This is a genomic window from Paenibacillus amylolyticus, from assembly GCF_036894225.1.
Taxonomy (GTDB): domain Bacteria; phylum Bacillota; class Bacilli; order Paenibacillales; family Paenibacillaceae; genus Paenibacillus; species Paenibacillus amylolyticus.
Genome location: NZ_CP145892.1, coordinates 6,686,005 through 6,709,108, shown reverse-complemented (window position 1 = coordinate 6,709,108; position 23,104 = coordinate 6,686,005). Strand labels below are relative to the sequence as shown.

The window sequence follows — 23,104 nt, the reverse complement described above, 5'->3', positions numbered from 1 at the left end:
CAAAAAGTCTAAACGGATGAAGCGCAAGGAGTTGCAGAACGTGTCACAACCGAATTTTAAAATAAGTAAATTAATCCGCTACCTTCTGTTAGCCATTATCGCGCTGGGTACAGCCTTTCCCTTCTATTGGATGGTCATTAGCGGGTTCAAAACCAATGATGAGATCTGGCAGTTTCCGCCGACCTTCTGGCCGGAGACGTTCCTGTGGAGCAACTATGTGGATGCCTGGAATGCGGCACCATTTGCCCGTTACATCCTGAACAGTACCGGTGTAGCCTTAGCCATCTGTTTATTTCAGATCGTCAACTCCAGTATGATGGCGTACGCCCTGACACATATGAAATTCCGTCTCAAAGGTGTACTGACATCCCTGATTCTGGTGGGTTATATGATACCGAGTACGGCTGTGTATCTGCCTAGTTACTTGGTGCTTAGTGAGCTTAATCTGCTGGATTCCTACACCGGCTTGATTGTATCCAACTGTGTCAGCGTGTTCTCGATCTTCCTGATCCGGCAGGCGTTCATGCAGGTATCTCATGAATTGGTGGAAGCCGGACAACTGGACGGTGCATCCCACTTCCGGATTCTCTGGACGATTATTACGCCGCTTGTTCGCTCAAGCTTCGCCGTGATGGTGCTGATTACGTTTATTGAACAGTACAACAACTATTTCTGGCCTATGCTCATCACCAAAGACCCTGATTTACAGCTGGTATCGGCGGGTCTGCGTAGCTTCTTTGTAGAAGGCGGGGCATATGGACTTGCTTGGCCACAGATTATGGCTGCGAGTGCCTTCACCATCGCACCTCTACTTATTCTCTTCCTGTTCACCCAGAAGACGATCATGCAGAGCGTGAATATTACGGCTGGTGTGAACAAGAACTGATATGCACTACCATTCACCTAAAACGGGAGGAACAACAATGAATTGGAGTCAGGCAAACATGACATGGAAAAAGAGATTGAGGTTGAACTGGAAGGGTGGCATGTCGCTGGTACTTGCGACCAGCTTTGCACTGCTGACCGCTTGTGGAACACAAGCACCCGCAGAATCAGGCACGACGGCTGCTGCCAGTGGAACCGAAGCTCAGGCGAAAGATCCGGTGGAGATTGAGTTCTGGTATGGTCTGGGTGGTAATCTGGGCGATAACATGAAAAAGACGATTGATGCGTTCAACGCCTCCCAGAACGAAGTCGTTGTAAAAGGGATTGTACAAGCAGATTACACGGAAACGGAACAGAAGCTGCAAGCAGCAATTGCTTCCAAGAAGGTTCCAGCCGCTGTACTCAGCTCCAATATAGACTGGGCACGCAAAGGATATTATGCACCCATGGATGAGATGATTGCAGCTGATCCGAATTTTAAGAAAGACGATTTCATTCAGACATTCCTGAACCAGGGACAGGTGGATGGAAAGCAATACTTTTTGCCAATGTACGGTACAACTCAGATCATGTATTACCGTATGGATACGTTCAAGGAGAACGGAATCGACCCAGCAACTCTGACGACATGGGAGAAGCTGGCTGAGGCGGCTGCGAAGATGAGCAAACAAGAAAATGGCAAGACCACCTTCTACGGTTGGGAACCGATGTGGGGTAGAGACAATATGATTGATGCCGTGCTGGGTAAGGGCGGACAGATTCTTAGCGACGATGGCAAAACCGTTATGATCGACTCTCCGGAATGGATCGAGACATGGGACTTGTTCCGTAAATGGATTAACGAAGACAAGATTATGGGCATTCATTATGGAGGTCAGGGCTGGGAGTACTGGTACAAAACGATTGATGATGTGATGAAAAATAAAGCAGCAGGTTATACCGGATCTAGTGGTGACCAAGGCGACTTGGACTTTAGCGTAGTCGCTGCGATGCAACAACCAGGCTGGGAAGGTATTGGTGAAGGAAAACCGGTAGCAAGTGCCATTTCGGCAGGTATTCCGTCAGCTGCAACGCCTGAACAACAACAGGCAGCATACAAATGGCTTACGTATTTCTCTGAAACTTCGAACACAGCTTCATGGTCCATGAACACCGGATATATCGCAGTACGTCAATCGGCCCAACAAGATCCAGAGTTCATGAAATTCAGTGAGGAAAATCCACAGATCACCGTACCACTGCAACAGGCAGCTCACGCTTCGGCTCCATTCCAGGATCCAACGGGTGGCAAGATCAATGATGCATTGAAAGATGCAGCTGATCAGGTACAGATCAATAATATGCCAGCGGAACAAGCGCTGAAGGAAGCGAAAGAGAAAGCACAGAAGGAACTGGATAGGGTAACGAAATAAGAAACGTATACGGGCAATTGACTCACGCGATAAGGGCGGTACATGCTGTACCGTCCTTTCCGTTCATACAAGATCGCAGACAAGGAGTTTAACCAATGCAAGATGAGATGTATGTGGACGGATTACCAAATCCGGTTGAAGCCGTTTTGTTTGACAAGGACGGGACATTGCTTGATTTTACGGGAATGTGGGGATTCTGGACCGATTGTGTGTTGAATGACTTCAGAAAACAGTTAGCGACTAGAGGACTCCATATCGACACAGATGAATTCCCACAGATCTGGGGTACATTCCACGATGATCAAGGCCGAATGAATGGGTATGATGTGCGGGGCCCGCTTGCGATGGGCACGATGGATGAAGTGTATGCCGTGCTGACGTGGCATGGATATCGTGCGGGTCTCAGCTGGGCGGAATCCAAGATTATGGTCCGGGAGTGTTTGGCGCGAGCGGAGGAAGAGATGGAGCAGCATCGTCCGGCACGTCCGTTACCGGGAGTTCAAGAATTCCTTGAACAGTGCCGTAGCGAAGGTGTCGCTATGGGTGTCGTGACGGCAGATGATACACCCAGTGCAATTAAACATTTACAGTGGATGGGACTGGATTCCTTTTTTGACGTGGTGATTGGTACAGATCTGGTGGAGCGGGGCAAACCTTTTCCCGATATGCTACTGCTTGCCTGTGAACGGTTGGGTGTATCCGTGCAGTATACCGTGGTCATTGGAGATACGGACGGAGACATGGAGATGGCACGAACCGCTGGTGCGGGGTACAGGATGGGCATTGGAGAACCGGGAAAAATTCGCTTGGCGGATAGAACGATTCAATCCTTCCATGAATTGCTGAATGGTGGGCTGAATCGATGACAAACAGTCACGCCTACTTGGGCTGGGTCCTGTTGGCACTGGCCATCGGGCTGGAGCTGAGCGCTACCATTTTGCTGAAAGTATCGGATGGATTCTCGCGGTTATGGCCTTCGGTGTTGATGTTTGTCTGTTATGGAGCAAGCTTTACCTTTCTCAACTTTGCAGTGAAGTATATGCCGCTGGCTGTGGCCTATGCGATCTGGTCTGGCGTGGGCATTACGCTTATTGGCGTCGTAGGGCATTACTATTTTGGTGAACGTCTGCGGCTCACGTCGATGGTCTGGATCGGTTTTATTCTGATTGGCATTATTGGACTGAAATGGAGTGATTCTTGATGGGAAATGAACATACACCGGAGCAACCTATTGTTAGCTTCCAGGTCATTACGGACACACATGTGCGAGATGAGGCAGACCATATTCATAACCGGCATCTGGACCAAGCATTAGCCGACATAGCTACATTTAGTCAGGGGAGCAGCGGGATTATGCATGTGGGCGATGTGACGGATCGGGGGCTGCCGAGCGAATATCGTGAGTTGCAACGCATATGGAAGCAACATGCGGAGAGTTTGCCGGACATCCGGTACACGGTAGGTAACCATGATATTGGAGCCGTGGTATGGCAAGATCCGCCGATCGTTTTGCTTGAGATGAAAGAAGGTGAAGTAGCCGAGTTGTTGGAGCAGGAAGCAGATATGGAACTGGTCACAAAACAAACCGCTGCTGAATCAGCTGCACTAATTGAGCAACTATCCGGCGGGACCTATACGTTGTCTGCTGTAACTTCTGAGCAGGAGGGCCAAGACGGGGGACCGATCTCTTCAAGAGTGGACCCCATTACAGTCGTAGGGTTATGGCAGCGTCGATTAAGTGATTTTGAAGGGACAACAGGCATGAAGGGCTCTTATCACGACCATTGGATTGATGGGTATCATTATATATTCCTGGGCACCGAGCAACCTCATCCGAAGGATTGTGATATGTCGGCCGAACAATTGGAGTGGCTGGATGCCAAATTGTCTGATCATGCAACGCCAGATCATCCCATTTTCCTGTTCTTACACCAGCCGCTTATGGATACGGTGGCAGGATCAATGAAGGAACAAGGCTGGTATGGTGTGAATCAGGATGCTGAACTCAAGGCCGTTCTGGCCAAATATCCGCAAGCGATCCTTTTCTCGGGTCACACCCATTGGCAACTGGAGGCACAGCATACGATGTACGATGGTGCAGGCCACATGCCAACGATGTTCAATGCGTCGTCTGTAGGTTATCTATGGACGGATCAGGATGAACATCTGGAGGGCAGCGAAGGGCTTCATGTGGAGGTTTATAAGGATCGAGTGGTTGTAAAGGGGCGGAACTTTGTTACGAGCGAATGGATTGAGGGTGCTGAGTTTACGGTAAGTTATCCTGTAAAAGGATAGTTATTTGGGTGGTGAAAAGAAAAGGTTACTCTAAGGGTCAATGCCATTAAGACAAGTTAAACTTGTTGACATTGCTCAAAGGGTGGCCTTTTTGGTATCCATCTTAAGGATATGTATCAGATCATCCACCCCATAAAGTTCCACGTGAAACGTAGCAGGGGAGGCTAGAGTTGGGTAAAGTTGTAAATGGGTATGACAACAAACTATACTCAAATAAGTACACATGAACTCATTCATCGTTAGTCTAACCTATTTACGGAGAGGAAGTAGAAGTGGCATGAGAGAACTTCAAGTTCAAACGACATATGGTACCGTTCAAGGCGAACTTTTGCACGACGCAAGTGTATGGAAAGGCATTCCCTATGCGAAACCTCCGGTAGGTGAGCTGCGTTTCAAGGCTCCGGTACAGCCCGAGTCATGGGATGGAATCAGACAGGCCACTCAATTTGGACCTGAGAATATACAACCACGAAATCATCAACCAGAAGGCCAGACAGAAATTCCGAATGAGTCAGAAGATAGTCTATATCTGAACATCTGGGCACCTAAGGAAAAAGGAGCAACACCACTGCCGGTCATGTTATGGATTCACGGCGGTTCCTTCGTGTCAGGTTCGGGTAGCCAGCCGATGTATGATGGTACACAGTTGGCGGTTCGGGGGGACGTCATCGTTGTGACGATCAACTACCGATTAGGACCTTTGGGTTTCCTGCATATGGATCCATTAGGTGATTCATATGTATCCAATGCAGGTCTGCTGGATCAGGTTGCGGCATTACAGTGGGTGAAGGATAATATCTCTGCTTTTGGTGGTAACCCGGATCAAGTTACGGTGTTCGGCGAATCAGCAGGTAGTATGAGTATTGCGGCACTGATGGCGATGCCAGCGGCCAAAGGACTGTTCCAACGTGCCATTATGGAGAGCGGTGCATCCCAGTTCATGCCGGCAGAGCAAGCTACAGCGTTGCGGGAAGGGATGTTAAAGATTCTTGGGGTGGACCGGGACAACCTGCAGAAGTTAAATACAATTCCTGTAGAGCAGATTATTGCAGCCGGTGAAACGGTCAAACAGCAGAGCGGGGCAGGTATGGCATTATTCTTCCAACCTGTATTGGATGGGCAGACACTACCACAGGTGCCACTTCAGGCAGTGAGCGAAGGCTCAGCGCAGGATATCCCGGTACTGATTGGTACGACATTGCACGAGGGTGCGCTGTTCATCCAGCCACATGTACCTTTTTCAAAAGAAATCGATATGGTTCAGGGCGTAGACTTTATGACACCAGATCTGGAGAACCGGGTAGCCATCGCGGATAGTTATCCAAAAACGGCAGATGGACAAGCCCAAGTCATGACCGATATGTTCTTCTGGCGGTCAGCGCTGCAATATGCTGCGGCACAGCAGAAATATGCCCCGGTGTGGATGTATCGATTTGATTGGGTGATGCCGGAACATCCCCTGTTAAAAAGAGCGATTCACAGCATCGAAATGTTCTTTGTGTTTAATACACTGCATGTCCTCAAATTCATGAATGCAGAGCCGGATGAAGCTGCGGCGGCGCTTGCCCTCAAGGTACAGGATGCCTGGATTTCCTTTGCCAAGAATGGTCAACCTGAAGTTGCAGGTGTGAACTGGCCTGAATATGAGCAGGATCGTGCAACATTAATCTTTAACCATGAGATTGAGGTCGTACATGATCCGGATGCAGCCAAGCGAGAGCTGTTAGGGTTATAATCCAGGCTGATTATTTGAATGGATACTCTGAATAACTGCTATGCGCCCGATCAAAAGAGGACGTTCATCTCATAATGAACGTCCTCTTTTTGTAATCCGGCTGAATAATAAGCAGAACGTAAGCACTGAAGAGGTACATTGTGCCGTTATACTCCAAACATTATTTACGAGAGGCACGAGTGCGGGACACCTCATCGAAGTAGAAGGAACGTTTTCCACGGGAGAAGAGTACGATCAAGACATGAACAAAGAGTACGGCGTAGACTAACATATAGATACCGAATGTCCCCAAGGAGATCCACATTTGATAAGGCTGAAGCATAACATCCTGATGACCTGAAAAAGCATAATCGTTGACCAAGCGAATGATCGTAACGAGCAGCCATGGAACATAGAGTGCGGCAAATCTTTTGAATAACGATTCACTGGTGGGTGTGCCGGTCTGACGATTCACATAGCGGAATCGCAAGATGGCCGAGCCTGGAGTTACTCCATTTCGCACCCAAGGTATGAAGAACAGCACAATGACCATAGCAATGGATGTACTTAGCGCATCACTGATCACATCAGACGCTGTGAAGATCGATATCAGATTCGAAAGGAAGACAACAATGATTCCATCAATAATTAACGCGAGCAATTGAGGCATAGCATACACTCGGTTTTGCTCCACGAGCTGTTCACTCTTCGCCTGAATGCTTGCACGTGATGGGAATAAAGCAAGCAGGATGGGCGCTGTGAAGAATCCAATGACTGCTCCCGAAGTATTCAATAACAGATCATCTACATCGAAGAGGCGGTAAGGACAATTATAATACCCGTAGAATCCGGTGATTTGAGTGATCTCGAAGAATAAGGAAAGCCCGAATCCACCAAGCAGGGCGTACTTCCAGAATGATCTCTTTTGAAAAAAATAACGGATATATACACCCAGCGGCATGAGAAGCAGGACGTTAAACAATACTTGCAGAAAGGCTCTGCCTTGAATCATGCTGAGATAGCTGGAAGGCTGGGTCCATACAATGGGTGTTTCCTTCATGATGTCTTTGACAAAAGTGAATGGAACCAGATTGTAGTAGATCGTGTCAGCGGCTTGCTGCGCACAGGTATCTCGCGTAGTCGGAAACGGGAGAATGACGAGGCAATAGGCGGCCAGAATATAAAAGATAAACGAAAAGCTGATGCCAAACCGTGACCAGCTGAAGAAACCGTCTTTACGATACCCATAGATCAACCACGGCACCAGCAAAAACATGGCCGCAACAACAAAGATCAAAAAAGCCGTTTGCACAGGGAAAACATATGAGGACATGAGTAGGAACTCCTTTGGTATTAAATATAATAAGATTCATAGAGACATTAAAATTCATGTATGTGTAGTGCGTATCTATTAGTTACATCATAAGTAGTTACCCTTAAAGTGAGGGATGCATGAACCTTAAATTTGGTTTAAATCCATCCATGCAGTGATCAAGCGTATGGAATATACCGTCGAAATCCCGTATACTTGCGGGAATGCCAATCGTAGAATGGAGAGTTTAATACATATGTCTAATTTGCCTAACTGCCCCAAATGTAATTCAGAGTACACGTACGAGGATGGTAACCTGTTGGTTTGCCCAGAGTGCGCGCATGAATGGTCTTTGGAAGCAGACAATGATAACGCAGAGGATGCAAAAGTAATCCGCGATGCCAACGGAAATGTGCTAAGTGATGGCGATACCGTTACCGTCATTAAAGATCTGAAGGTAAAAGGTAGCTCACTTGTGGTCAAACAGGGTACGAAGGTGAAGAATATCCGCCTGATTGATGGGGATCATGATATTGATTGCAAGATCGACAGCTTGGGTGCAATGAAGTTGAAGTCTGAGTTTGTGAAAAAGATATAAGATCGAGAAACGTTCAGTTCCGCATTCAATGGGAATTGAACGTTTTTTGTTTGACAGGAAATATTTAGTAGATATATACTGGTTGGAATTTAATTTTTTTGAACATGGATGAGTAGTCTACATATAAGAAAAGGCAGGTGTCAGAGCGTTGAAGAGAGATCATATTATTGAATATTATTCCGGGTTTGATGAGTGGGGCAGACTGGAGCGGGAACCAATTGAATTCATCATTAACATGCATTACATCAGGGAACATCTCCACGCTACTGGTTGTATTCTGGATAATGGCGCAGGGCCAGGAAAGTATGCCATGGAGCTTGCGAAGCTGGGGTACAAGGTCACTTTATCGGATCTGACACCTTCCTCCGTGGATACTGCGCGGCAAAAGGCTCAGGAGTTTGGTTTGACACAACAATTCGATGGATTCCATGTTCTCGATGCGACTTCGCTCTCCGGTATGGCTGACGAGACGTACGATGCGTCCCTCATGCTGGGGCCGTTATACCATCTGCAGACAGACGAAGAGCGCACGGCTGCTGTACGGGAGCTGTACCGTGTGACCAAGCGAGGGGGCGTGGTGTTTGTAGCCATGCAAAGCCGAATGCGCATGAGTATCAATTCGCTGCAATCCCCGCAGCATTGGAAGCCGAATGATAACATGGCAGCCATCCGTTCTTTTGTGGAAAAGGGTATATTCGATCATCAGGATCAAGGACGATTTACGGGAGCATACTATTTTAATATTCAGGACGTTACACCCTTCATGGAGCAACATGGATTTGAAACCGTTGATTTGATTGGTTCATCTAGCCTTAGAGCGATGCTTACGGACGAGCAGCAGCAATACTGGAAAGAGCGTGGCGAGTATGATGAACTCATGCAATATATGATTGAAGCCGCCAAAGACCCTTCCATATTGGGAGTCTCGTCGCATCTGCTGTACATCGGGAGGAAGAAATAATAGACTTACAGGCAATGCTCTAAAAATCTATGTATTTTAGAATTTCAGCCCGTGGAATACTGTTTCCACATGATATAATATCTCTATCTAATGGTCTGGAGGTGTCACTATGCAATGGAAGGAAGTTCAGGAGCGATTCCCTAATGAGTGGGTCGTTTTTGAGGCAACCAAGGCGCATTCTAGAGAAGGCCAGCGTTATATTGAAGAGATGGCAGTGATTGATTCATTTGATGATTCTACAAAGGCACTAAAACGTTATGGTGAATTGCATCAGGAAGATCCCAGACGGGAATACTGCTTTTTTCACACTTCACGTCCAGAAGTTGTGGCAAGAGAACGATATGTTGGCATGAGAGGTCCTCGATGAAAATTTCAGATGGAACAACGATTAATGATTTTCAAGTTGAAATAGGAAATATGGATTATGGTTTGGAGATTGACGGAATTCTGGGATTTAATTTTATGAAACAGACCGGTGTTGTAATTAATGCCAACCTGATGGAACTAAGTATAGATAAGCTGTAATCTATAGAAAATAAACATAAATGTGCCCTCTGGAAACAGGGGGTACTTGTGTTTTTCATCAAAATAGTTCAATATTAAGATACATAACAAAAGGTGATCTACTTACAATAGGTAAGATGAACAACGGATCGCTTCATACCAGGGAGGAACAGACAATGGAAATCGGAATTAGTACATTTGTGGAGACGAATCCGGATGTAAAAACAGGAGAACTTATCAGTCATGCGCAGCGTATTCGGGATGTTGTTGAAGAGATTGTTTTGGCAGATCAGGTGGGTCTGGATGTATATGGCGTGGGAGAACATCATCGTGCCGACTACGCCGCTTCATCACCAGCTGTCATTCTGGCGGCTGCAGCTTCACAGACCAAGAATATTCGCTTGACGAGTGCGGTAACCGTGCTGTCATCGCATGATCCGGTACGGGTCTATCAGGATTTTGCGACACTGGACGGCATTTCGAACGGGCGTGCAGAGATTATGGCAGGGCGGGGATCATTTATCGAATCGTTCCCACTGTTCGGCTATGATCTGAACGACTACGATGAGTTATTCGACGAGAAACTGGATTTGCTGCTCAAGCTGCGTGATTCTGAAAAAGTAACCTGGGAAGGCAAACACCGCCCTTCCTTTAACAATCTGGGCATTTACCCGCGCCCGGTACAGGAAAAGCTTCCGGTATGGATTGGCAGTGGTGGTAATCAGGAATCCGTGGTTCGTGCAGGATTGCTCGGTTTGCCACTGGTGCTTGCCATTATCGGTGGCCGTCCGGTGCAATTCGCACCGCTGGTGGAACTGTACAAGAAAGCAGCTGCACATGCAGGACATGATGCTTCCAAGCTGACCGTTGCTTCTCACTCTCACGGCTTCATTGCCGATACAACAGACGAAGCCGTGGAGAAATTCTTCCCGCCAGCGCAAGCGGTCATGAACATACTGGGCCGTGAACGTGGCTGGGGACACTACAGCCATGCGACATTTGATGCGGCGCGCAGCCTGGAAGGTGCATTGTATGTAGGTGATGTGGATACCGTAGCTCAGAAAATTATTTACCTGCGCAAAGAAGTCGGGATTACACGCTTCATGTTGCACACCCCACTCGGCACAATGCCGCACAACGAGGTCATGAGAGCGATCGAACTGCTTGGTAAAGAAGTCGCTCCAATCGTGCGTAAAGAAATTGCACGTTGGGAAGCTGAGAACGAAGAGGCACGTTAATCGACTGAAACCGTTACGGAACTAGATAGAGTCAACCAAATAAAGGAGCATGCCCTAGGCGTATTACGCCTAGGGCATGCTCCTTTTTCGATTATCTTTTGAAAGTATCTAAAACAGCACAGGTTTAATGCTTACCCATTCGCAGATGTACTCACAAGGGAGTGTATAACCATGGACAACGTATGATCATAGAGGGTTTTGGCAGCTTCTTCGCTCTCAATATGGCCTCCCAAATACAGATGAATAACACCGTGTAAGGGAGCCCAGATCATCCGAACCGCAAGCAGGGGATCTTGCACCTGAAGCATTCCCTGTTCAATCGCTACCTCAACCAAGGCAGACACTTGTTTCAGTGCAGTTGCTGTTCCCTGTAAGGTCTCTCCATCTGGTTTGAATTCGGAAAAAGATCCTCCAAACATCAGCTGATAGAAGCTGGATTGAGAAATGCCGAAGTCCCAATAGACGTGGGCCAGATCACGGAAATATTGTTCGAACGATGCCTGCCGGGGCAGAACTTCAAAACGCTGGGCCATGAGGGAGCATCCCTCTAAATACAGATGTTTGGCTAACCCTTCTTTTTTGCCGAAGAGATTATATATGATTTTGGTGGAGCACTCCATGCGTTCAGCTACACGGCGTACTGTGACGGCTTCTGGTCCATGCTCTTGCAGTAAAGCAGCAGCAGCATGCACAATATTTTGCCGCAGATTATCCGAGTGCTGCAGTCTGGCTTCCTGAAAGGTTGTTACCGTATGTGCAGATTCCGTGGAACCCGAATTAAGATCCTTCATTGATTTCATCCTCGTAACCGTATTGTTGTTGAACAGAAACTAGGTTTCCTTTTCTTAAGGTCATTCTACTGTTTTACGCCAGATAACGTCAATTTAATCCGAGTTTAGTAAGTAAGCACCCCGTTCTAGATTCAAATTTAACAAATGCATTTGACAGTGTCATGGGTTTTGGTTACGATGATTCTATACAGAAACAGTGTTTCCTAAAGAAAACACTGTTTAAATTATGCACAGAGGATGGATGAGAGATGATAAAGGAACAGCATCAATGGGTACTTATTACAGGTGCTTCTTCAGGTATTGGGGAAATTTTTGCCCTCGAAATGGCTTCCAAGGGTAAAAATATTGTGCTGGTGGCCAGAACAGAATCCAAACTGAATCAATTGGCAGAACGTATAGAACGTACATATCAAGTAAGGGCTGAGGTAATCGTATCGGATCTTTCCGAAGTAGAGGCACCTCAGAACGTATATGAGGAATGTCAGAATCGGGGAATACAAATCGATATGCTGATTAACAATGCGGGATTTGCTACCCATGGATTATTTGAACAGGTGGATGGTTCCCGGCAGCAGGAGGAAATTATGTTGAACGTGCTCGCCTTGACAAACATGACGCATCTTTTCTTGCCAGGCATGTTACAGAAGAAAAATGGTGCTGTCATTAATGTCTCTTCGACGGCTGCCTTTCAACCTGATCCGTATATGGCTGTGTATGGAGCAACGAAGGCATTTGTACTTTCTTTTACAGAGGCATTATACGAAGAAAACAGGAAGCGTGGCGTTCAGTTTTTGGCACTATGCCCAGGTTCAACCGAGACTTCGTTCTTTGATGTAGTGGGTGCTGATGAAGCCTCGGTGGGTAAACGTGATACCCCTGAGCATGTTGTGGCGGTGGCCATGAGTGCACTCGAGTCAGGCAAACCTTATGCTGTGCCGGGGGCCAGGAATTATTGGACAGCACAGTTCACCCGCCTCATACCACGCAAGTCCATGTTGCGAATCGTAGGAAGTATGCTCCGTCCTCGTTCCGAGGGTGTTAAACCAGAAAAAGTACAAGCCTGATTAGGGGTATAGGGTAAAAGCTTTAGGCCAAAATGCCTTTGGCCCGAGCCTCCTTTATCCAACCTGGAAATTCAGTAAGGAGACGATCGTACAATTCTTCATCGCTGATCTTGGAGATGTCGTCGAGAGCAAAAAAATCAGCATTATCGATGAAACGTCCAGTCATGTCATCAAGTTTCTCGAGAATACCGTAATTGGCTTGGCCTAGGCCAACAAATTGCCAGAACAGGTTTTTGGTTGAACTTTCGGTAATAAGCCGCATGATTTTCCCTTTTTGACTGACTCCACCATCGCTAAAAAAGATAATATACGTTGGAATTTTCACATCGGGTTCCTCGATCGTATATTTGCGAATGACATCCTGCATCACAGGAGGTTCGTTATTGGTACCGCCTTTGCTTCCCAGCGTATATGTGCGTTCAATATAATTCTCGAAATCCCTGGCGGTGACGCTAGGTGCACGCAAGAAGTCTTTGGCGAAGAACCAGACGTCCAACTCACCGTTATCATCAAACGCTGATGCAATTGCCAGGATACGCTCGAAGGCTTCTTGCACGATGCCTTTGCGATACAGATGGTACATGGAGCCTGACGCATCAAATACGACGGCAACACGTGCCTGTATAGGTTCGATCTTTTTCTTTTGCAGAGAGAGGGTTACTTTACGCTTGAGGAGATCGATCTTAGTCAGGTTAAGCGGCGGATGAACCGTGTTTGGTACAGCAACAGGTGCCAAGACTTCTGGAGAGGCCGCTGCTACTTCAGCTTGTGCCGTGAGAAGAACTTGTTCGGCTTCCGAGGTGTCGTTACTCTCAATCTCAACACCGAATGACTCTGCCAGCGGCTGCAATCCACCAAAGAAACCTCGTCCAATCGCACGAACTTTGAACCCGTCACGATACTTATAGATTTCAATGAGAATAAGTGCTGTTTCCGCAGTGACCTGCTTGATCTCATAGGTGATCTGCTGGGAACCAGCTTGTACAATCGCCTGACATGCCTGAACATCGGCGAAAGTCCCTCCCGCATCCAGAGTAGCCGTAAACACACATTTTTCCACAGGGGCCTGCCGTAATTGATTGGTATCCAGTACAAAAGAGGATTTCAGTTCCTCTGCCTGTTGCAAAAGCACACTTTGATGGGGATCGGCCTTCTGATTATAAAATACAAAATAGTCGTCAGATGGGACCATTCCCTCTTCGTTCACCATAAAGCAGCTAACATCCAAGGGAGAAGGAGATGATGTACATTGAATGGTTACCTGAAGTTGGGTGGATTCGTTGATACTGATATTCTGGCCTGTGTTTAAGTGGATGAACGAATCTGTCATAATCGGATGCGCCTCTCTTCTCCAATATAATGGTTGAAAATGTACAGTAACAAGATCGATTCTGAGACAAATGTTTCCATAAGTCAATCTTTTCACCGTTTTCCTACGCCTCATCAGACTCGTACTTTTCCCGATGCTCCTTCTTCATCTTTACATAGTCTGGATCCGTCTTCGCAATCTCCCATTGTGCTTTGAATATAGCCGCGGCTTCTGCCTTCACCTTATCATTCTGATAGGGCAAGATTGAACCATCCTCCTTCGAGTATTTGCGTCCTCCTTTGTGATTTGTATACCGTCTGGCCCGTGTATAACCCATCTGGAGAAATTTGCGAGCCATATCCATACCCACGAAATCTCCCTTTTTCTTATACTCCAAAAATAGCTCATAGATCTTCTCCGATGACTCCGTCGCAATCTCGGGTGTTTTGAATCGCCAGTGTGGCAGAATCTCGCCTTTGTACGGCTCTACCATCAGCACACCCTGCTCACCCCGGCCTACGGTGTACAGCTCAGGATGTTTGCGCAGATCCAACTCATCATAATTGAGACTGTAATCAAATTTTTTCATGTATACACCCTCCTTGATAGGAATTACCCCGATTCTGAACCAACAAGCACGGTTAATGGGGAACAACAGAACGAATTACACAGGAGGGATAACGGTATGGGAATGTCCGGCAGATATCTTGTGGTAACAAAGGAGCTAGTTGAATCCATCAAGTCAGGTGAGGTCAGTGTGCATGATTGTGCAGTGGATATGGATATCGATAAAACATGGCAGATGCTGCAGTTCACGCTGAACGGTAACCTGGTAAAGGGGGAACCACCTCTCGGTTTTGTGGTACCTCTCGCAGGTGAGCAGTACTTGGGAAACTATTCGGATATGGATCTGTTTTTGCTTAGTAACGAGCAGGTGCTGGAAGCCTACATGGCATTGGAGCAGCTCACACCGGAAGAATTAAAGGAGCGGTATAGTCTGGACCAGATGATCGCTGAGGGCGTCTATCCTGTCATGGAAGATTGGGACGCGGAAGAGACATTTCAGGAGATCGTTCAGACTGTGGATGATGTCCAGGCCTTGTTTCAGGCCACGGCTGCAAGTGGGAACGGGATCATCTTTTATGTTTTCTAAATGAGCACTAGGTTTGAACTACGCCTATTGAGGTTATTGATAGACACAAGGCTCAGGCCTTGATACATGACAATCCGGTAGAAGAGAGGGAATGCGATATGACACAGGGTCAGAACGAAGAGAACAAAGCGATTCAAGAGGACGAGCCGGATCAATTCGAGACTCCCGCAACTGCGGAAGATGAAGAAACGGATGAGAAACTCGCAGAAGATCAGGAGCAAGAATAACTCCCAGCATTGCACAATGAAGCAGGATGTTTTATCGAAACATACGATATGCTGAAATATAGATAGACCAGAGGTCGGACATGCTCCGGCCTTTTGGTTTATTTTTTTGCGTATCCGTTTACAAGAATTACCTATACCTTCATAATGGAAATGAACCATATTTTTCTAAGGAGGAGTTCATATTACGAATCGGAAGTTAGTCCAATGGATGGCAGTGCCACTAGTACTTTTAATGGTTGTTCTTACAGGATGTCAGGCTGTGGGTGGAGTAGACGTTGGCAAAGCAATGGCCAATGGCGCGAGTATCAAGTCCGGTGAATCCAGACAATCCATGAAAATAAACATAGAACCGGCTAAGGAATTTGCTACAGATAAAGACCTTGAAATGATCGAACTTATTAACTCCATATCCCTGGATATTGATCAAGCCAAAATGAAAGATGCGAAGACAGCATCGATCAAAGGTACACTGAGCATGGAGGGAACGAAGTTACCTTTCCACCTGTCCATGAATGAGTCCCAATTGGTCATTGATCTGGACGGAGCCCAGAAACCGCTGTACATGTCTCTGGATACGTTCCAGGATGCACAGGCGCTTCCGATGGTAGATACGAAGGCTCTGGAGAAACAACTCGAGGAAATTTCCCCGAAACTGTTCTCTTTTGTCCTGAAACATCTGTCCAATCCGAAGAACATCTCCGTAACACCAGTACAGGAATCCGTGAATGGCGAAGCACTTAGCCTTTCCAAGCTGCATCTGGAAGTTAGTGGTGAAGAGATGCTTGCTATGGTTAAACCGTTCCTGACGAGTATTTCGAAAGATGAGCAAGGACTGAAAGACCTGATTGGCGATCTGTATGATGTGTTCTACCCTGTACTTGAAGCTGTGAATGAGGTTGAAGGCGGGGGAGATGAAACGCTGAATTCGATCGTTCCTGAATCGAAAGATGAAGCCGTTGCGTCTCTGTATGCCATCATCAAAGTAGGACTGGACAGTATGCTGGTCAATTATGATCAGGAGCTGAACAACCTGTTGAATGAGACCCCTGAATTCAAAACGGTCTTTGGCACAGAAACCAAACTGAAATTGGACTTTTATCTCGACAGCAAGCTGGATATTCGCAAGCAAAACTTTGAACTGAAAGTAGCGCTGCCTGCTTCTGAGGATCTGCCGGTGAACTCTGTAACCGTAAGTGGAGACAGTGAACAGTGGAATATCGGTGGCACAGTTGCAGTTGATGAAGTGGATGTATCGGGTGGCGTTATGGATCTGATGAAGGATGATATTACGCCTGGACAGATGCTGCGCAATTTTGATTCCAATTCACTCGCATACCAATTGTTGAAAGATGAAGCTGGGATCACGAGTAAAAGTGTAGTGCTCTTCCCGGATGATGAATACGCTGGGGCGATCACTGTTAAGAATACAACATTTGTTCCACTTCGCTACGTGTCTGAAGAATTGGATGCTGAAGTGAAATGGACCAAAGGCTCGAATCAAATCGTTGTCATTGACGACATCACTGGTGATGAGATTGTCCTGACCGTAGGTTCCAAGAAGGCAACCGTTGCTGGTAAAGAAGTGACTATGGTGGAATCTGCCTATGTAGGCAAGGACGGCAAAACGTATGTGCCGCTGCGCTTTATGGCTGAATCCCTTGGAGCTACTGTAGATAAGGAACAAGAAACAGGCTGGATTTACATTGACCGTCCTTAAGGGAGACGTTATAAGTAATCCTTAGTATGAGAGGGGATTTCAGAGTATGCCAGATTTCTCGTAATGATCGTGAAAAGAACACCGTAAAAATTCCGTTAGACCATGAACGGGATACGTGTGTCCTTTTGACCCATTACGAGGAGCTTCGGCGTTTCTGAAATGATGAAACGGATCGGGGAGTGCCTCTATTGGAGGTGCTCCTCTTTGTCGTTTCATCCTAAATAAATCCCCAGAGGTGTTGTATATGAAAAGTCAATTATTCATCCATTCAAACTCCGTTACGTTGCGTCCATTTACGCTTGAAGATCAGGCTGCCGTGTATGCATTAACCCAACAACCTGAAATCACAGATGTCCTGCCAGATTGGAAGATGACCGAGGAGCAGTTGCGCGAATTCTTACAATTTGTCGTTGGCAGTTACGAACAGTTCAACCCGGAAGATGTGCGCATCCTGCTTGCTGTTGTACACAATAAAGATCAGCGTATCATTGGTTGGTGTGGCGTATTTCCAAATGAACTGCTGGATCGTGATGACCGTGAAGTGGCCTACGCCATCTCCCGGGATTACCGGAATAAAGGATATATCTCAGAGGCGGTGCATGCCCTAACAGCATATTTATTTGAGCATACCTTGCTGGATCGAATTGTGGGCATTGTGAAGCCCTTCAATCAGCCGTCACGCAAAGTTCTGGAGCATGCGGGTTTTCGTTATATCTCTCGCAGAATGCTTATGGACAAGGAGTGCTACGATTATTTTGAACTGCTCAAAGTAAAGACCGAACCAGTGCAACCGAAGCAGATAAATTCTGAAATTCGCTTACGACGAGCACAGCAGGAAGATGCTGTTGTACTTACAGAGATTTGCACTTGTGCTTTTGATCATGTCATAAAAGTCTGGGCGGATAATGAGAAGGATATCGATAACAATCTATGCCCGCCTGATTATTCGTCAGTTCGCATGCATCGTTACGTGATCCGTGAATGGGATTATTATGTTGTAGAATCAGATGGATGCGCTATTGGCGGAGTGAGTGTTAACGTGCTTGGACGAAAACATGCCAGGATCGATAAGATCTATATTGACCCGGTATGCCAGGGCCGTGGCGTTGGAACTCAAGTTATGAGGCTTATTGAGGCTGAATTTCCGCAGATTGAAACCTGGAAGCTGGAGACCTCAGGTCGGCAACTGGATAATCATCATTTTTATGAAAAAATGGGATATGTTTGTATCTATGCATCTGAGGATGAGTTTGTATATGAGAAGAACATGTCCGTTGATTCTTTTAATCCAATATGTGATGAGACATTAGCCAAGGACTCGGGTGAGTCGGTGGTTGAATATGTTCAAGCTAATCTGGACTCAGTCCGTTACAGCACCAGTAATCTGACCAATAGTCGGATTACCGACTGCAACCTGAGTGGAAGCAAATTTACCAATTTAAATATGACCAATATATTGCTAGCTGATTTACGCCTAACTGATAGCAAGATTGAATTTTGTGCTTTGGATGGCGTTCAATTCCAAGATACACACCTTGGATCTGACCGTGTACCCATGCAGTGGGCGCATTGTGATCTTGGGGGAAGTCGTTTTATCGATTGCGATCTATCTGGAGTACAGTTGGAACAGTGTCAAGTGAACGGGATGAAGATCAACGGAGTAGAAGTAAGGGAATTACTTGCAGCCTATGAGGCTATGAAGTCCTGAAAGGCGTCTCGTTGCCTTCCTGCTGTCCGGCGAAGCACCATTTATCAATGGAGCTATTATTCCAATCGATGGTGCACAGTCAGCCAAATATTGATCCCATAATCATCAAAAAGCATATCAATACGGCATAGATATATACTGAAGAACGCCCTTTTTCGCCAATGTGCAGATTGGGGCGTTCTTTTTTTGGTTTGATATTCAGGGGGGCGTATCCCGTATCCCGCAGGTTAAGTGTGCTGTAGAATCTGCGGCTTTTTGCTAAACCCGGTACTCCCGGCTGTAAAGCCCATCTGACGATAGAATTCATGTGCAGCTTCACGCTCTGGGCGATTGCCACTGTTCAGAGACAAGGAATCCACGTTATGCGTGGCTGCCCATTGCTCAGCTTCAAGAATGAGCTGACGGCCGATGCCTGAGCCCCTGAACTGGTCGTGTACAACCAATGCCAAGATGCGGCAGTGTCTTCCGTTTTTTTCATACATATAAGAAGTCTGTAATCCGATCAGTCCAACTACGCGGCCTCGTGCTTCAGCAACGAGTGTAGTAAAGTTTGCGTCCGCAGAGATATGGGTATAGCGCTCTTCCATCTCGGCGTACGTGGTGGGATAACCAAGTTGGTCCATCAGAATGACCATATCTTGCAGATCGGTAGTGGAGCTATGTCTAATCGTCACATCCAGGCTCATAATGTTGTATCCTCCTTGGGTCTTTCCTTCAACGAAAGTTCAATAATGGTATCCAGCAGCTCTGCAAAAGAAATGCCTGCAGCAGCTGCACTTTTGGGCAGCAGACTGTTACGGGTAAGACCCGGCAGCGTGTTCACTTCAAGCACATACGGCATGCCCTCCCGAATCATCATATCCACGCGAGCGTAGACGCTGCATTTGAGCACCTGATAACAGGCCAAGGCCGCGGCTTCGACGCGATTGTGAAGGTCCAAAGGCAATTGCACAACCTGCTCATCGGCCCCGTGGTCATCATATTTGGAAGAATAATCGAAAAACTCCGCGTTCGAACGAATGGAGATCACCGGCAGCATCTTACCATCCAGAATGGCACAGGTAATTTCTTCACCTTCGATATACTGTTCAATCATGACCGTATCATCCCAGGCGAGGGCAGCCTCTACAGCAGTTGGCAGGGCGGAAGCTTCCTTCACCACTTGGGTACCGATGCTGGAACCGCCTGAATTGGGTTTGACCACCACGGGGTACGTTAATTGTTGAACAGCAATAGAGGACAGTTCCTCCATATGGCTCACTCGCAGCCATTCTCCAGTAAGTACACCTGCATGCTGCATGAGTTGTTTGGACATGTCTTTATCCATACATACACTACTTGCCAGCACACCACAGCCTGTGTAGGGAATACCCAGAGATTCCAATGTGCCTTGGACCGTACCGTCTTCGCCGTATTTGCCATGCAGGGCAAGCAGTGCCACATCGATCCCCGCTGACTTGTCGATTAGATCGCGCTTGGTATTCAGCTCAATGGGTACAACCTCGTATTTGTCTTTATTCAGGTTTGCAATCATCTCCTGTCCGGTGAGCAGGGAAATATCCCGCTCTGAAGATGTACCGCCCATAATCACGCCAACTTTCATGTGAAATCCTCCTTATCTCATTTGAGCTGCTGTCTCGCCAATGATGCGAATGCCTTTACGTATATTCTCATCGCTGACTCTGGAGAAACCCAGACGCATCGTGTTTACACCTTGACCGGGTTCCAGATAAAAAGTATCCCCTGGTGTGAACGTCACACCTTTCACTTTACAGGCCGCCAGCAGTTCACGCGTTCTGTATTCAGACGGGAACTGTACGAACAGATGCAGACCACCCGCACCGGAAATCCGGCACATTGGCAGATGCTGCTTCAGGCAGCGCACAACCAATTCATATTTTCGCTTATATTCGGTGCGAGCTCGCTTCAAATATTTCTCGAAATTACCGTTGCTCAGATATTGATACAATAACGATTGGTCCAGCGTGGAGGTATGGATGCTGCGTGCCCGTTTCATACTCTCCAGATAATCAATCAGCGCCGCATCCGCAATAATCCAACCCACCCGCAGACCTGGGAACAGGACTTTGGAGAAGCTGCCCAGATACACCAGTCCATTGCCTTTGCCCATGCTGGCGATCAGGGGAGAGACATGCGAACCGGAATATCGCAATTCTTCGTTAAAACCGTCTTCAATAATCGGTACCTGATACTTGTTCATCAACCGGATGATCTCTACCCGTTTCGCAGGGGACGTCACAATCCCGGTTGGATTGTGATAGGATGGCACGAGATACGCCAGATCATATGGACTTGCCTCAAGTTCATGTTCCAGTTGCTTCAAGTCCAAGCCATCCGGCTCCATGTTCACACCGGTCAGGTGGAACTGGTGCAACTTTAGATTTTTGATCGCCGTGTGGTGCGTTGGATTCTCGCAGAGCGCTTTTCCGCTTTTTTTGCGCAACGCTCCAAGCACCAGATCGAAACCTTCCGTGAATCCGTTGGTGATCAGGATGTCCTTGCCACGGAGGTCGACACCTTTGTTCTCCATATAACGTAGTAAATAATTCATCAGCGGTCTGTATCCTTGCGCATATCCGTAATTCAGCAGTACTTCGCCTTCAAGTGACATGCGATCCAGAAAAGCCCGCTTTACGTTGTGCAGATCAAACAGCCTTTCATCCGGCGCTATGCTGGTAAACGATATCTCACCGCGCTCTGCTCCGGAGCCATGCTTCATCAGATCGTACTGCTCTGCCTGAATTGCATACTCGCTTACCTCTGTCGTCCAGTCCAGTTCCCAGTTCGCTGCTGCCTCAGGTGTCTCGATGGAGGCACTGACGTAATTGCCCTTGCCTTTGACTGCATAGATCAGACCTTCATCTTCAAGCTCGGCATAAGCGAGCAGGACCGTACTGCGACTGACCTTCATGAGTGTACTGAGTTCACGGGTGGAGGGCAGCTTTTGTTTGGCTTGCAGGCCGCCTTTGAGCATCAATCGCTTCATATAATCTTTGACTTGTATATATACAGGGCGGTCCTCCGTCAGTTGCAGATCGGAATACATCCCATCACTCCCTCTACTGGTATCTTGCCATATTATAAACCCCGCAGAAAGAACCACGATACCTCTGTTTCCCTGAGCGTGTGGTTGGTTGTTCGCACAAACGCAAAAAAGCCCTGGCAGTATGCCGGGGCCTGGTGGTGAAACTTGATCCATTTTCTATAGTACTGCTGCTATAATTTCTACAGTTGTATTGCATGACTAGTCTCTCTAGGATCGATAGCTATCTGACCTTCTACGTGTGTCTATTAACTTCAGTACGACTATAATTGCAGGCTTTCTAGGTGATACTTAAAATCTACAGTGAATCATGAATCTAGGTCTTTCTAGGTTTGCTTGCTGCAAGGGTCGATTAGATGATGAATCCACAATCTATAAGCTAGGGTTCTTGCTAACTGTACTCTTGTCGTGATCACGTAACAGAATTCAGCATGAAAAAGATATTCAATCATAGGGTACAATAGACGGAGGTAGATATAAAGACGTATGTCTCAGTGCCCAATTTCTTCCTCATACCCCTATAGTACCACTTTGAATCAGGGAAGTTAACCTTTTTTTTGAAATATTTGTCGTAATAGCGAAAATTGCGTGAATTGTACTTCATATAGATTGAAATGGTGTCCCTTTATAATATGTGATAGGATGTAAACCTATAGATAATGAGGAAGTGAGCCTATTGATTAATATTACCGTGCCAACACCGGATGTAACCATCACAAAGCAGGCTGATCCACAGCTTAGCCACATTTATGGATTTACTGATTTTCACCTGATTACCCGGGAACTAGGCGGGATTTTCATGTTTTACAATGCCGCTGGAGAATTGTTATTTGTCGGGAAAGCACGAAAATTAAGACCACGTATCAAAAAGCATTTTGAAGATACAGTATCACCAATTAAGAATCACCGCGAAGAAGTAACGAAGATTGAAGTATGCCTGGTTGAAGATCCGGTAGATCGTGAAATTTACGAGACGTATATCATCAACACGATGCGTGCGAAATACAATGTAGATAAAGTCTTGTACAAATAAGACGCTTAAAAAGCACATGAACATGCAATGTCTGGGACATATGTCCTAAGTGGTGCGCCAGTGGGTAAGGATGTAATCGAAGGATTGCATCCGATTCCTTCTGGTGCCATCCCGATCTT

At 46.7% G+C, this 23,104-nt stretch carries 24 protein-coding genes; 17 read left to right on the top strand and 7 right to left on the bottom strand.

The window, feature by feature from the left end; all coding sequences use genetic code 11:
* The first annotated feature begins 40 nt into the window (after positions 1-40).
* The 6 genes from V6668_RS29555 to V6668_RS29530 all read left to right on the top strand — a co-directional run bounded on the left by V6668_RS29555 (position 41) and on the right by V6668_RS29530 (position 6,327).
* Positions 41-886 (top strand): carbohydrate ABC transporter permease, encoded by an 846-nt coding sequence (locus tag V6668_RS29555; protein ID WP_223199815.1) that lies wholly within the window; start codon positions 41-43, stop codon positions 884-886.
* Positions 887-923: 37 nt separating this feature from the next.
* Complete coding sequence (locus tag V6668_RS29550; protein ID WP_338707355.1) at positions 924-2,297, top strand: ABC transporter substrate-binding protein; 1,374 nt, start codon at positions 924-926, stop codon at positions 2,295-2,297.
* 95 nt (positions 2,298-2,392) lie between these two features.
* Complete coding sequence (locus V6668_RS29545) at positions 2,393-3,163, top strand: HAD family hydrolase (RefSeq protein ID WP_338707354.1); 771 nt, start codon at positions 2,393-2,395, stop codon at positions 3,161-3,163.
* The gene (locus tag V6668_RS29540) at positions 3,160-3,498 is read left to right on the top strand and encodes a DMT family transporter (RefSeq protein ID WP_051447260.1); all 339 of its coding nucleotides are present in this window, start codon (positions 3,160-3,162) and stop codon (positions 3,496-3,498) included. Before V6668_RS29545 ends, V6668_RS29540 begins: the two co-directional genes overlap by 4 nt.
* Positions 3,498-4,592: a metallophosphoesterase family protein gene (locus V6668_RS29535; protein ID WP_338707353.1), complete on the top strand. Its 1,095-nt coding sequence runs from the start codon at positions 3,498-3,500 to the stop codon at positions 4,590-4,592. The genes V6668_RS29540 and V6668_RS29535 overlap by 1 nt, the downstream gene beginning before the upstream one ends.
* A 277-nt stretch (positions 4,593-4,869) precedes the next feature.
* Positions 4,870-6,327: a carboxylesterase/lipase family protein gene (locus V6668_RS29530; protein ID WP_338707351.1), complete on the top strand. Its 1,458-nt coding sequence runs from the start codon at positions 4,870-4,872 to the stop codon at positions 6,325-6,327.
* Positions 6,328-6,487: 160 nt separating this feature from the next.
* On the opposite strand, the gene V6668_RS29525 is transcribed toward V6668_RS29530, so the two are convergent.
* Positions 6,488-7,639: a VanZ family protein gene (locus tag V6668_RS29525; RefSeq protein ID WP_338707350.1), complete on the bottom strand. Its 1,152-nt coding sequence runs from the start codon at positions 7,637-7,639 to the stop codon at positions 6,488-6,490.
* Between the two features lie 235 nt (positions 7,640-7,874).
* Here V6668_RS29525 and V6668_RS29520 point away from each other — a divergent pair, with 235 nt between their 5' ends.
* The 5 genes from V6668_RS29520 (at position 7,875) to V6668_RS29500 (ending at position 10,919) form a co-directional block, all read left to right on the top strand.
* Complete coding sequence (locus tag V6668_RS29520; RefSeq protein ID WP_017691576.1) at positions 7,875-8,216, top strand: zinc ribbon domain-containing protein YjdM; 342 nt, start codon at positions 7,875-7,877, stop codon at positions 8,214-8,216.
* A 148-nt stretch (positions 8,217-8,364) separates the two neighbouring features.
* Positions 8,365-9,177: a class I SAM-dependent methyltransferase gene (locus V6668_RS29515; RefSeq protein WP_338707349.1), complete on the top strand. Its 813-nt coding sequence runs from the start codon at positions 8,365-8,367 to the stop codon at positions 9,175-9,177.
* Between the two features lie 109 nt (positions 9,178-9,286).
* The gene (locus tag V6668_RS29510) at positions 9,287-9,544 is read left to right on the top strand and encodes a hypothetical protein (protein WP_047840923.1); all 258 of its coding nucleotides are present in this window, start codon (positions 9,287-9,289) and stop codon (positions 9,542-9,544) included.
* On the top strand, positions 9,541-9,702 hold the full coding sequence (locus V6668_RS29505) for a hypothetical protein (RefSeq protein WP_179087887.1): 162 nt from the start codon (positions 9,541-9,543) through the stop codon (positions 9,700-9,702). The genes V6668_RS29510 and V6668_RS29505 overlap by 4 nt, the downstream gene beginning before the upstream one ends.
* Before the next feature lie 155 nt (positions 9,703-9,857).
* Positions 9,858-10,919 carry an LLM class flavin-dependent oxidoreductase gene (locus V6668_RS29500; protein ID WP_338707348.1) on the top strand — a complete coding sequence of 354 codons (1,062 nt, stop codon included), beginning with the start codon at positions 9,858-9,860 and terminating at the stop codon, positions 10,917-10,919.
* Positions 10,920-11,050: 131 nt separating this feature from the next.
* Here V6668_RS29500 and V6668_RS29495 read toward each other — a convergent pair whose 3' ends face one another.
* A complete protein-coding gene (locus V6668_RS29495) occupies positions 11,051-11,710 on the bottom strand; it encodes a TetR/AcrR family transcriptional regulator (RefSeq protein WP_315371551.1) in 660 nt (219 codons plus the stop codon).
* A gap of 248 nt (positions 11,711-11,958) precedes the next feature.
* On the opposite strand from V6668_RS29495, the gene V6668_RS29490 reads away from it, so the two are divergent.
* Positions 11,959-12,774: an SDR family oxidoreductase gene (locus tag V6668_RS29490; RefSeq protein WP_338707347.1), complete on the top strand. Its 816-nt coding sequence runs from the start codon at positions 11,959-11,961 to the stop codon at positions 12,772-12,774.
* Positions 12,775-12,796: 22 nt separating this feature from the next.
* Here V6668_RS29490 and V6668_RS29485 read toward each other — a convergent pair whose 3' ends face one another.
* Positions 12,797-14,104, bottom strand: coding sequence for a VWA domain-containing protein (locus V6668_RS29485; RefSeq protein ID WP_338707346.1), 1,308 nt, complete (start codon positions 14,102-14,104; stop codon positions 12,797-12,799).
* Positions 14,105-14,207: 103 nt separating this feature from the next.
* Positions 14,208-14,672, bottom strand: coding sequence for a DUF4385 domain-containing protein (locus V6668_RS29480; RefSeq protein ID WP_047840920.1), 465 nt, complete (start codon positions 14,670-14,672; stop codon positions 14,208-14,210).
* A 96-nt stretch (positions 14,673-14,768) separates the two neighbouring features.
* On the opposite strand from V6668_RS29480, the gene V6668_RS29475 reads away from it, so the two are divergent.
* From V6668_RS29475 to V6668_RS29460, 4 genes are all read left to right on the top strand, one after another.
* A complete protein-coding gene (locus V6668_RS29475) occupies positions 14,769-15,236 on the top strand; it encodes a YfbM family protein (protein ID WP_338707345.1) in 468 nt (155 codons plus the stop codon).
* Between the two features lie 98 nt (positions 15,237-15,334).
* On the top strand, positions 15,335-15,463 hold the full coding sequence (locus V6668_RS29470) for a hypothetical protein (RefSeq protein WP_338707344.1): 129 nt from the start codon (positions 15,335-15,337) through the stop codon (positions 15,461-15,463).
* Between the two features lie 208 nt (positions 15,464-15,671).
* Complete coding sequence (locus V6668_RS29465) at positions 15,672-17,180, top strand: copper amine oxidase N-terminal domain-containing protein (protein ID WP_338707343.1); 1,509 nt, start codon at positions 15,672-15,674, stop codon at positions 17,178-17,180.
* Positions 17,181-17,424: 244 nt separating this feature from the next.
* Entirely contained in the window at positions 17,425-18,888 is a 1,464-nt protein-coding gene (locus V6668_RS29460) for a GNAT family N-acetyltransferase (RefSeq protein WP_053061388.1), read from the top strand.
* 227 nt (positions 18,889-19,115) lie between these two features.
* Here the strand turns inward: V6668_RS29460 and V6668_RS29455 are convergent, their stop codons facing one another.
* The 3 genes from V6668_RS29455 to V6668_RS29445 are packed head-to-tail and all read right to left on the bottom strand — an operon-like array spanning position 19,116 to position 21,955.
* Positions 19,116-19,574, bottom strand: coding sequence for a GNAT family N-acetyltransferase (locus V6668_RS29455; protein ID WP_235193849.1), 459 nt, complete (start codon positions 19,572-19,574; stop codon positions 19,116-19,118).
* Positions 19,571-20,491, bottom strand: coding sequence for a D-alanine--D-alanine ligase (locus tag V6668_RS29450; protein WP_047840917.1), 921 nt, complete (start codon positions 20,489-20,491; stop codon positions 19,571-19,573). Before V6668_RS29450 ends, V6668_RS29455 begins: the two co-directional genes overlap by 4 nt.
* Positions 20,492-20,503: 12 nt before the next feature.
* Complete coding sequence (locus V6668_RS29445) at positions 20,504-21,955, bottom strand: PLP-dependent aminotransferase family protein (protein ID WP_047840916.1); 1,452 nt, start codon at positions 21,953-21,955, stop codon at positions 20,504-20,506.
* Positions 21,956-22,628: 673 nt separating this feature from the next.
* Between V6668_RS29445 and V6668_RS29440 the strand changes: the two genes are divergently transcribed.
* Complete coding sequence (locus V6668_RS29440; protein WP_036612270.1) at positions 22,629-22,985, top strand: nucleotide excision repair endonuclease; 357 nt, start codon at positions 22,629-22,631, stop codon at positions 22,983-22,985.
* The last annotated feature ends 119 nt before the right edge of the window (positions 22,986-23,104 follow it).

Bases quoted from the DNA above. Each gene is read 5' to 3' on its own strand.
- V6668_RS29445 (WP_047840916.1), bottom strand. From the start codon at position 21,955: ATGTATTCCGATCTGCAACTGACGGAGGACCGCCCTGTATATATACAA.
- V6668_RS29545 (WP_338707354.1), top strand. From the start codon at position 2,393: ATGCAAGATGAGATGTATGTGGACGGATTACCAAATCCGGTTGAAGCC.
- V6668_RS29450 (WP_047840917.1), bottom strand. From the start codon at position 20,491: ATGAAAGTTGGCGTGATTATGGGCGGTACATCTTCAGAGCGGGATATT.
- V6668_RS29510 (WP_047840923.1), top strand. From the start codon at position 9,287: ATGCAATGGAAGGAAGTTCAGGAGCGATTCCCTAATGAGTGGGTCGTT.
- V6668_RS29495 (WP_315371551.1), bottom strand. From the start codon at position 11,710: ATGAAGGATCTTAATTCGGGTTCCACGGAATCTGCACATACGGTAACA.
- V6668_RS29535 (WP_338707353.1), top strand. From the start codon at position 3,498: ATGGGAAATGAACATACACCGGAGCAACCTATTGTTAGCTTCCAGGTC.
- V6668_RS29525 (WP_338707350.1), bottom strand. From the start codon at position 7,639: ATGTCCTCATATGTTTTCCCTGTGCAAACGGCTTTTTTGATCTTTGTT.
- V6668_RS29455 (WP_235193849.1), bottom strand. From the start codon at position 19,574: ATGAGCCTGGATGTGACGATTAGACATAGCTCCACTACCGATCTGCAA.
- V6668_RS29490 (WP_338707347.1), top strand. From the start codon at position 11,959: ATGATAAAGGAACAGCATCAATGGGTACTTATTACAGGTGCTTCTTCA.
- V6668_RS29475 (WP_338707345.1), top strand. From the start codon at position 14,769: ATGGGAATGTCCGGCAGATATCTTGTGGTAACAAAGGAGCTAGTTGAA.
- V6668_RS29505 (WP_179087887.1), top strand. From the start codon at position 9,541: ATGAAAATTTCAGATGGAACAACGATTAATGATTTTCAAGTTGAAATA.
- V6668_RS29530 (WP_338707351.1), top strand. From the start codon at position 4,870: ATGAGAGAACTTCAAGTTCAAACGACATATGGTACCGTTCAAGGCGAA.
- V6668_RS29520 (WP_017691576.1), top strand. From the start codon at position 7,875: ATGTCTAATTTGCCTAACTGCCCCAAATGTAATTCAGAGTACACGTAC.
- V6668_RS29500 (WP_338707348.1), top strand. From the start codon at position 9,858: ATGGAAATCGGAATTAGTACATTTGTGGAGACGAATCCGGATGTAAAA.
- V6668_RS29540 (WP_051447260.1), top strand. From the start codon at position 3,160: ATGACAAACAGTCACGCCTACTTGGGCTGGGTCCTGTTGGCACTGGCC.
- V6668_RS29470 (WP_338707344.1), top strand. From the start codon at position 15,335: ATGACACAGGGTCAGAACGAAGAGAACAAAGCGATTCAAGAGGACGAG.
- V6668_RS29550 (WP_338707355.1), top strand. From the start codon at position 924: ATGAATTGGAGTCAGGCAAACATGACATGGAAAAAGAGATTGAGGTTG.
- V6668_RS29460 (WP_053061388.1), top strand. From the start codon at position 17,425: ATGAAAAGTCAATTATTCATCCATTCAAACTCCGTTACGTTGCGTCCA.
- V6668_RS29465 (WP_338707343.1), top strand. From the start codon at position 15,672: ATGGCAGTGCCACTAGTACTTTTAATGGTTGTTCTTACAGGATGTCAG.
- V6668_RS29485 (WP_338707346.1), bottom strand. From the start codon at position 14,104: ATGACAGATTCGTTCATCCACTTAAACACAGGCCAGAATATCAGTATC.
- V6668_RS29480 (WP_047840920.1), bottom strand. From the start codon at position 14,672: ATGAAAAAATTTGATTACAGTCTCAATTATGATGAGTTGGATCTGCGC.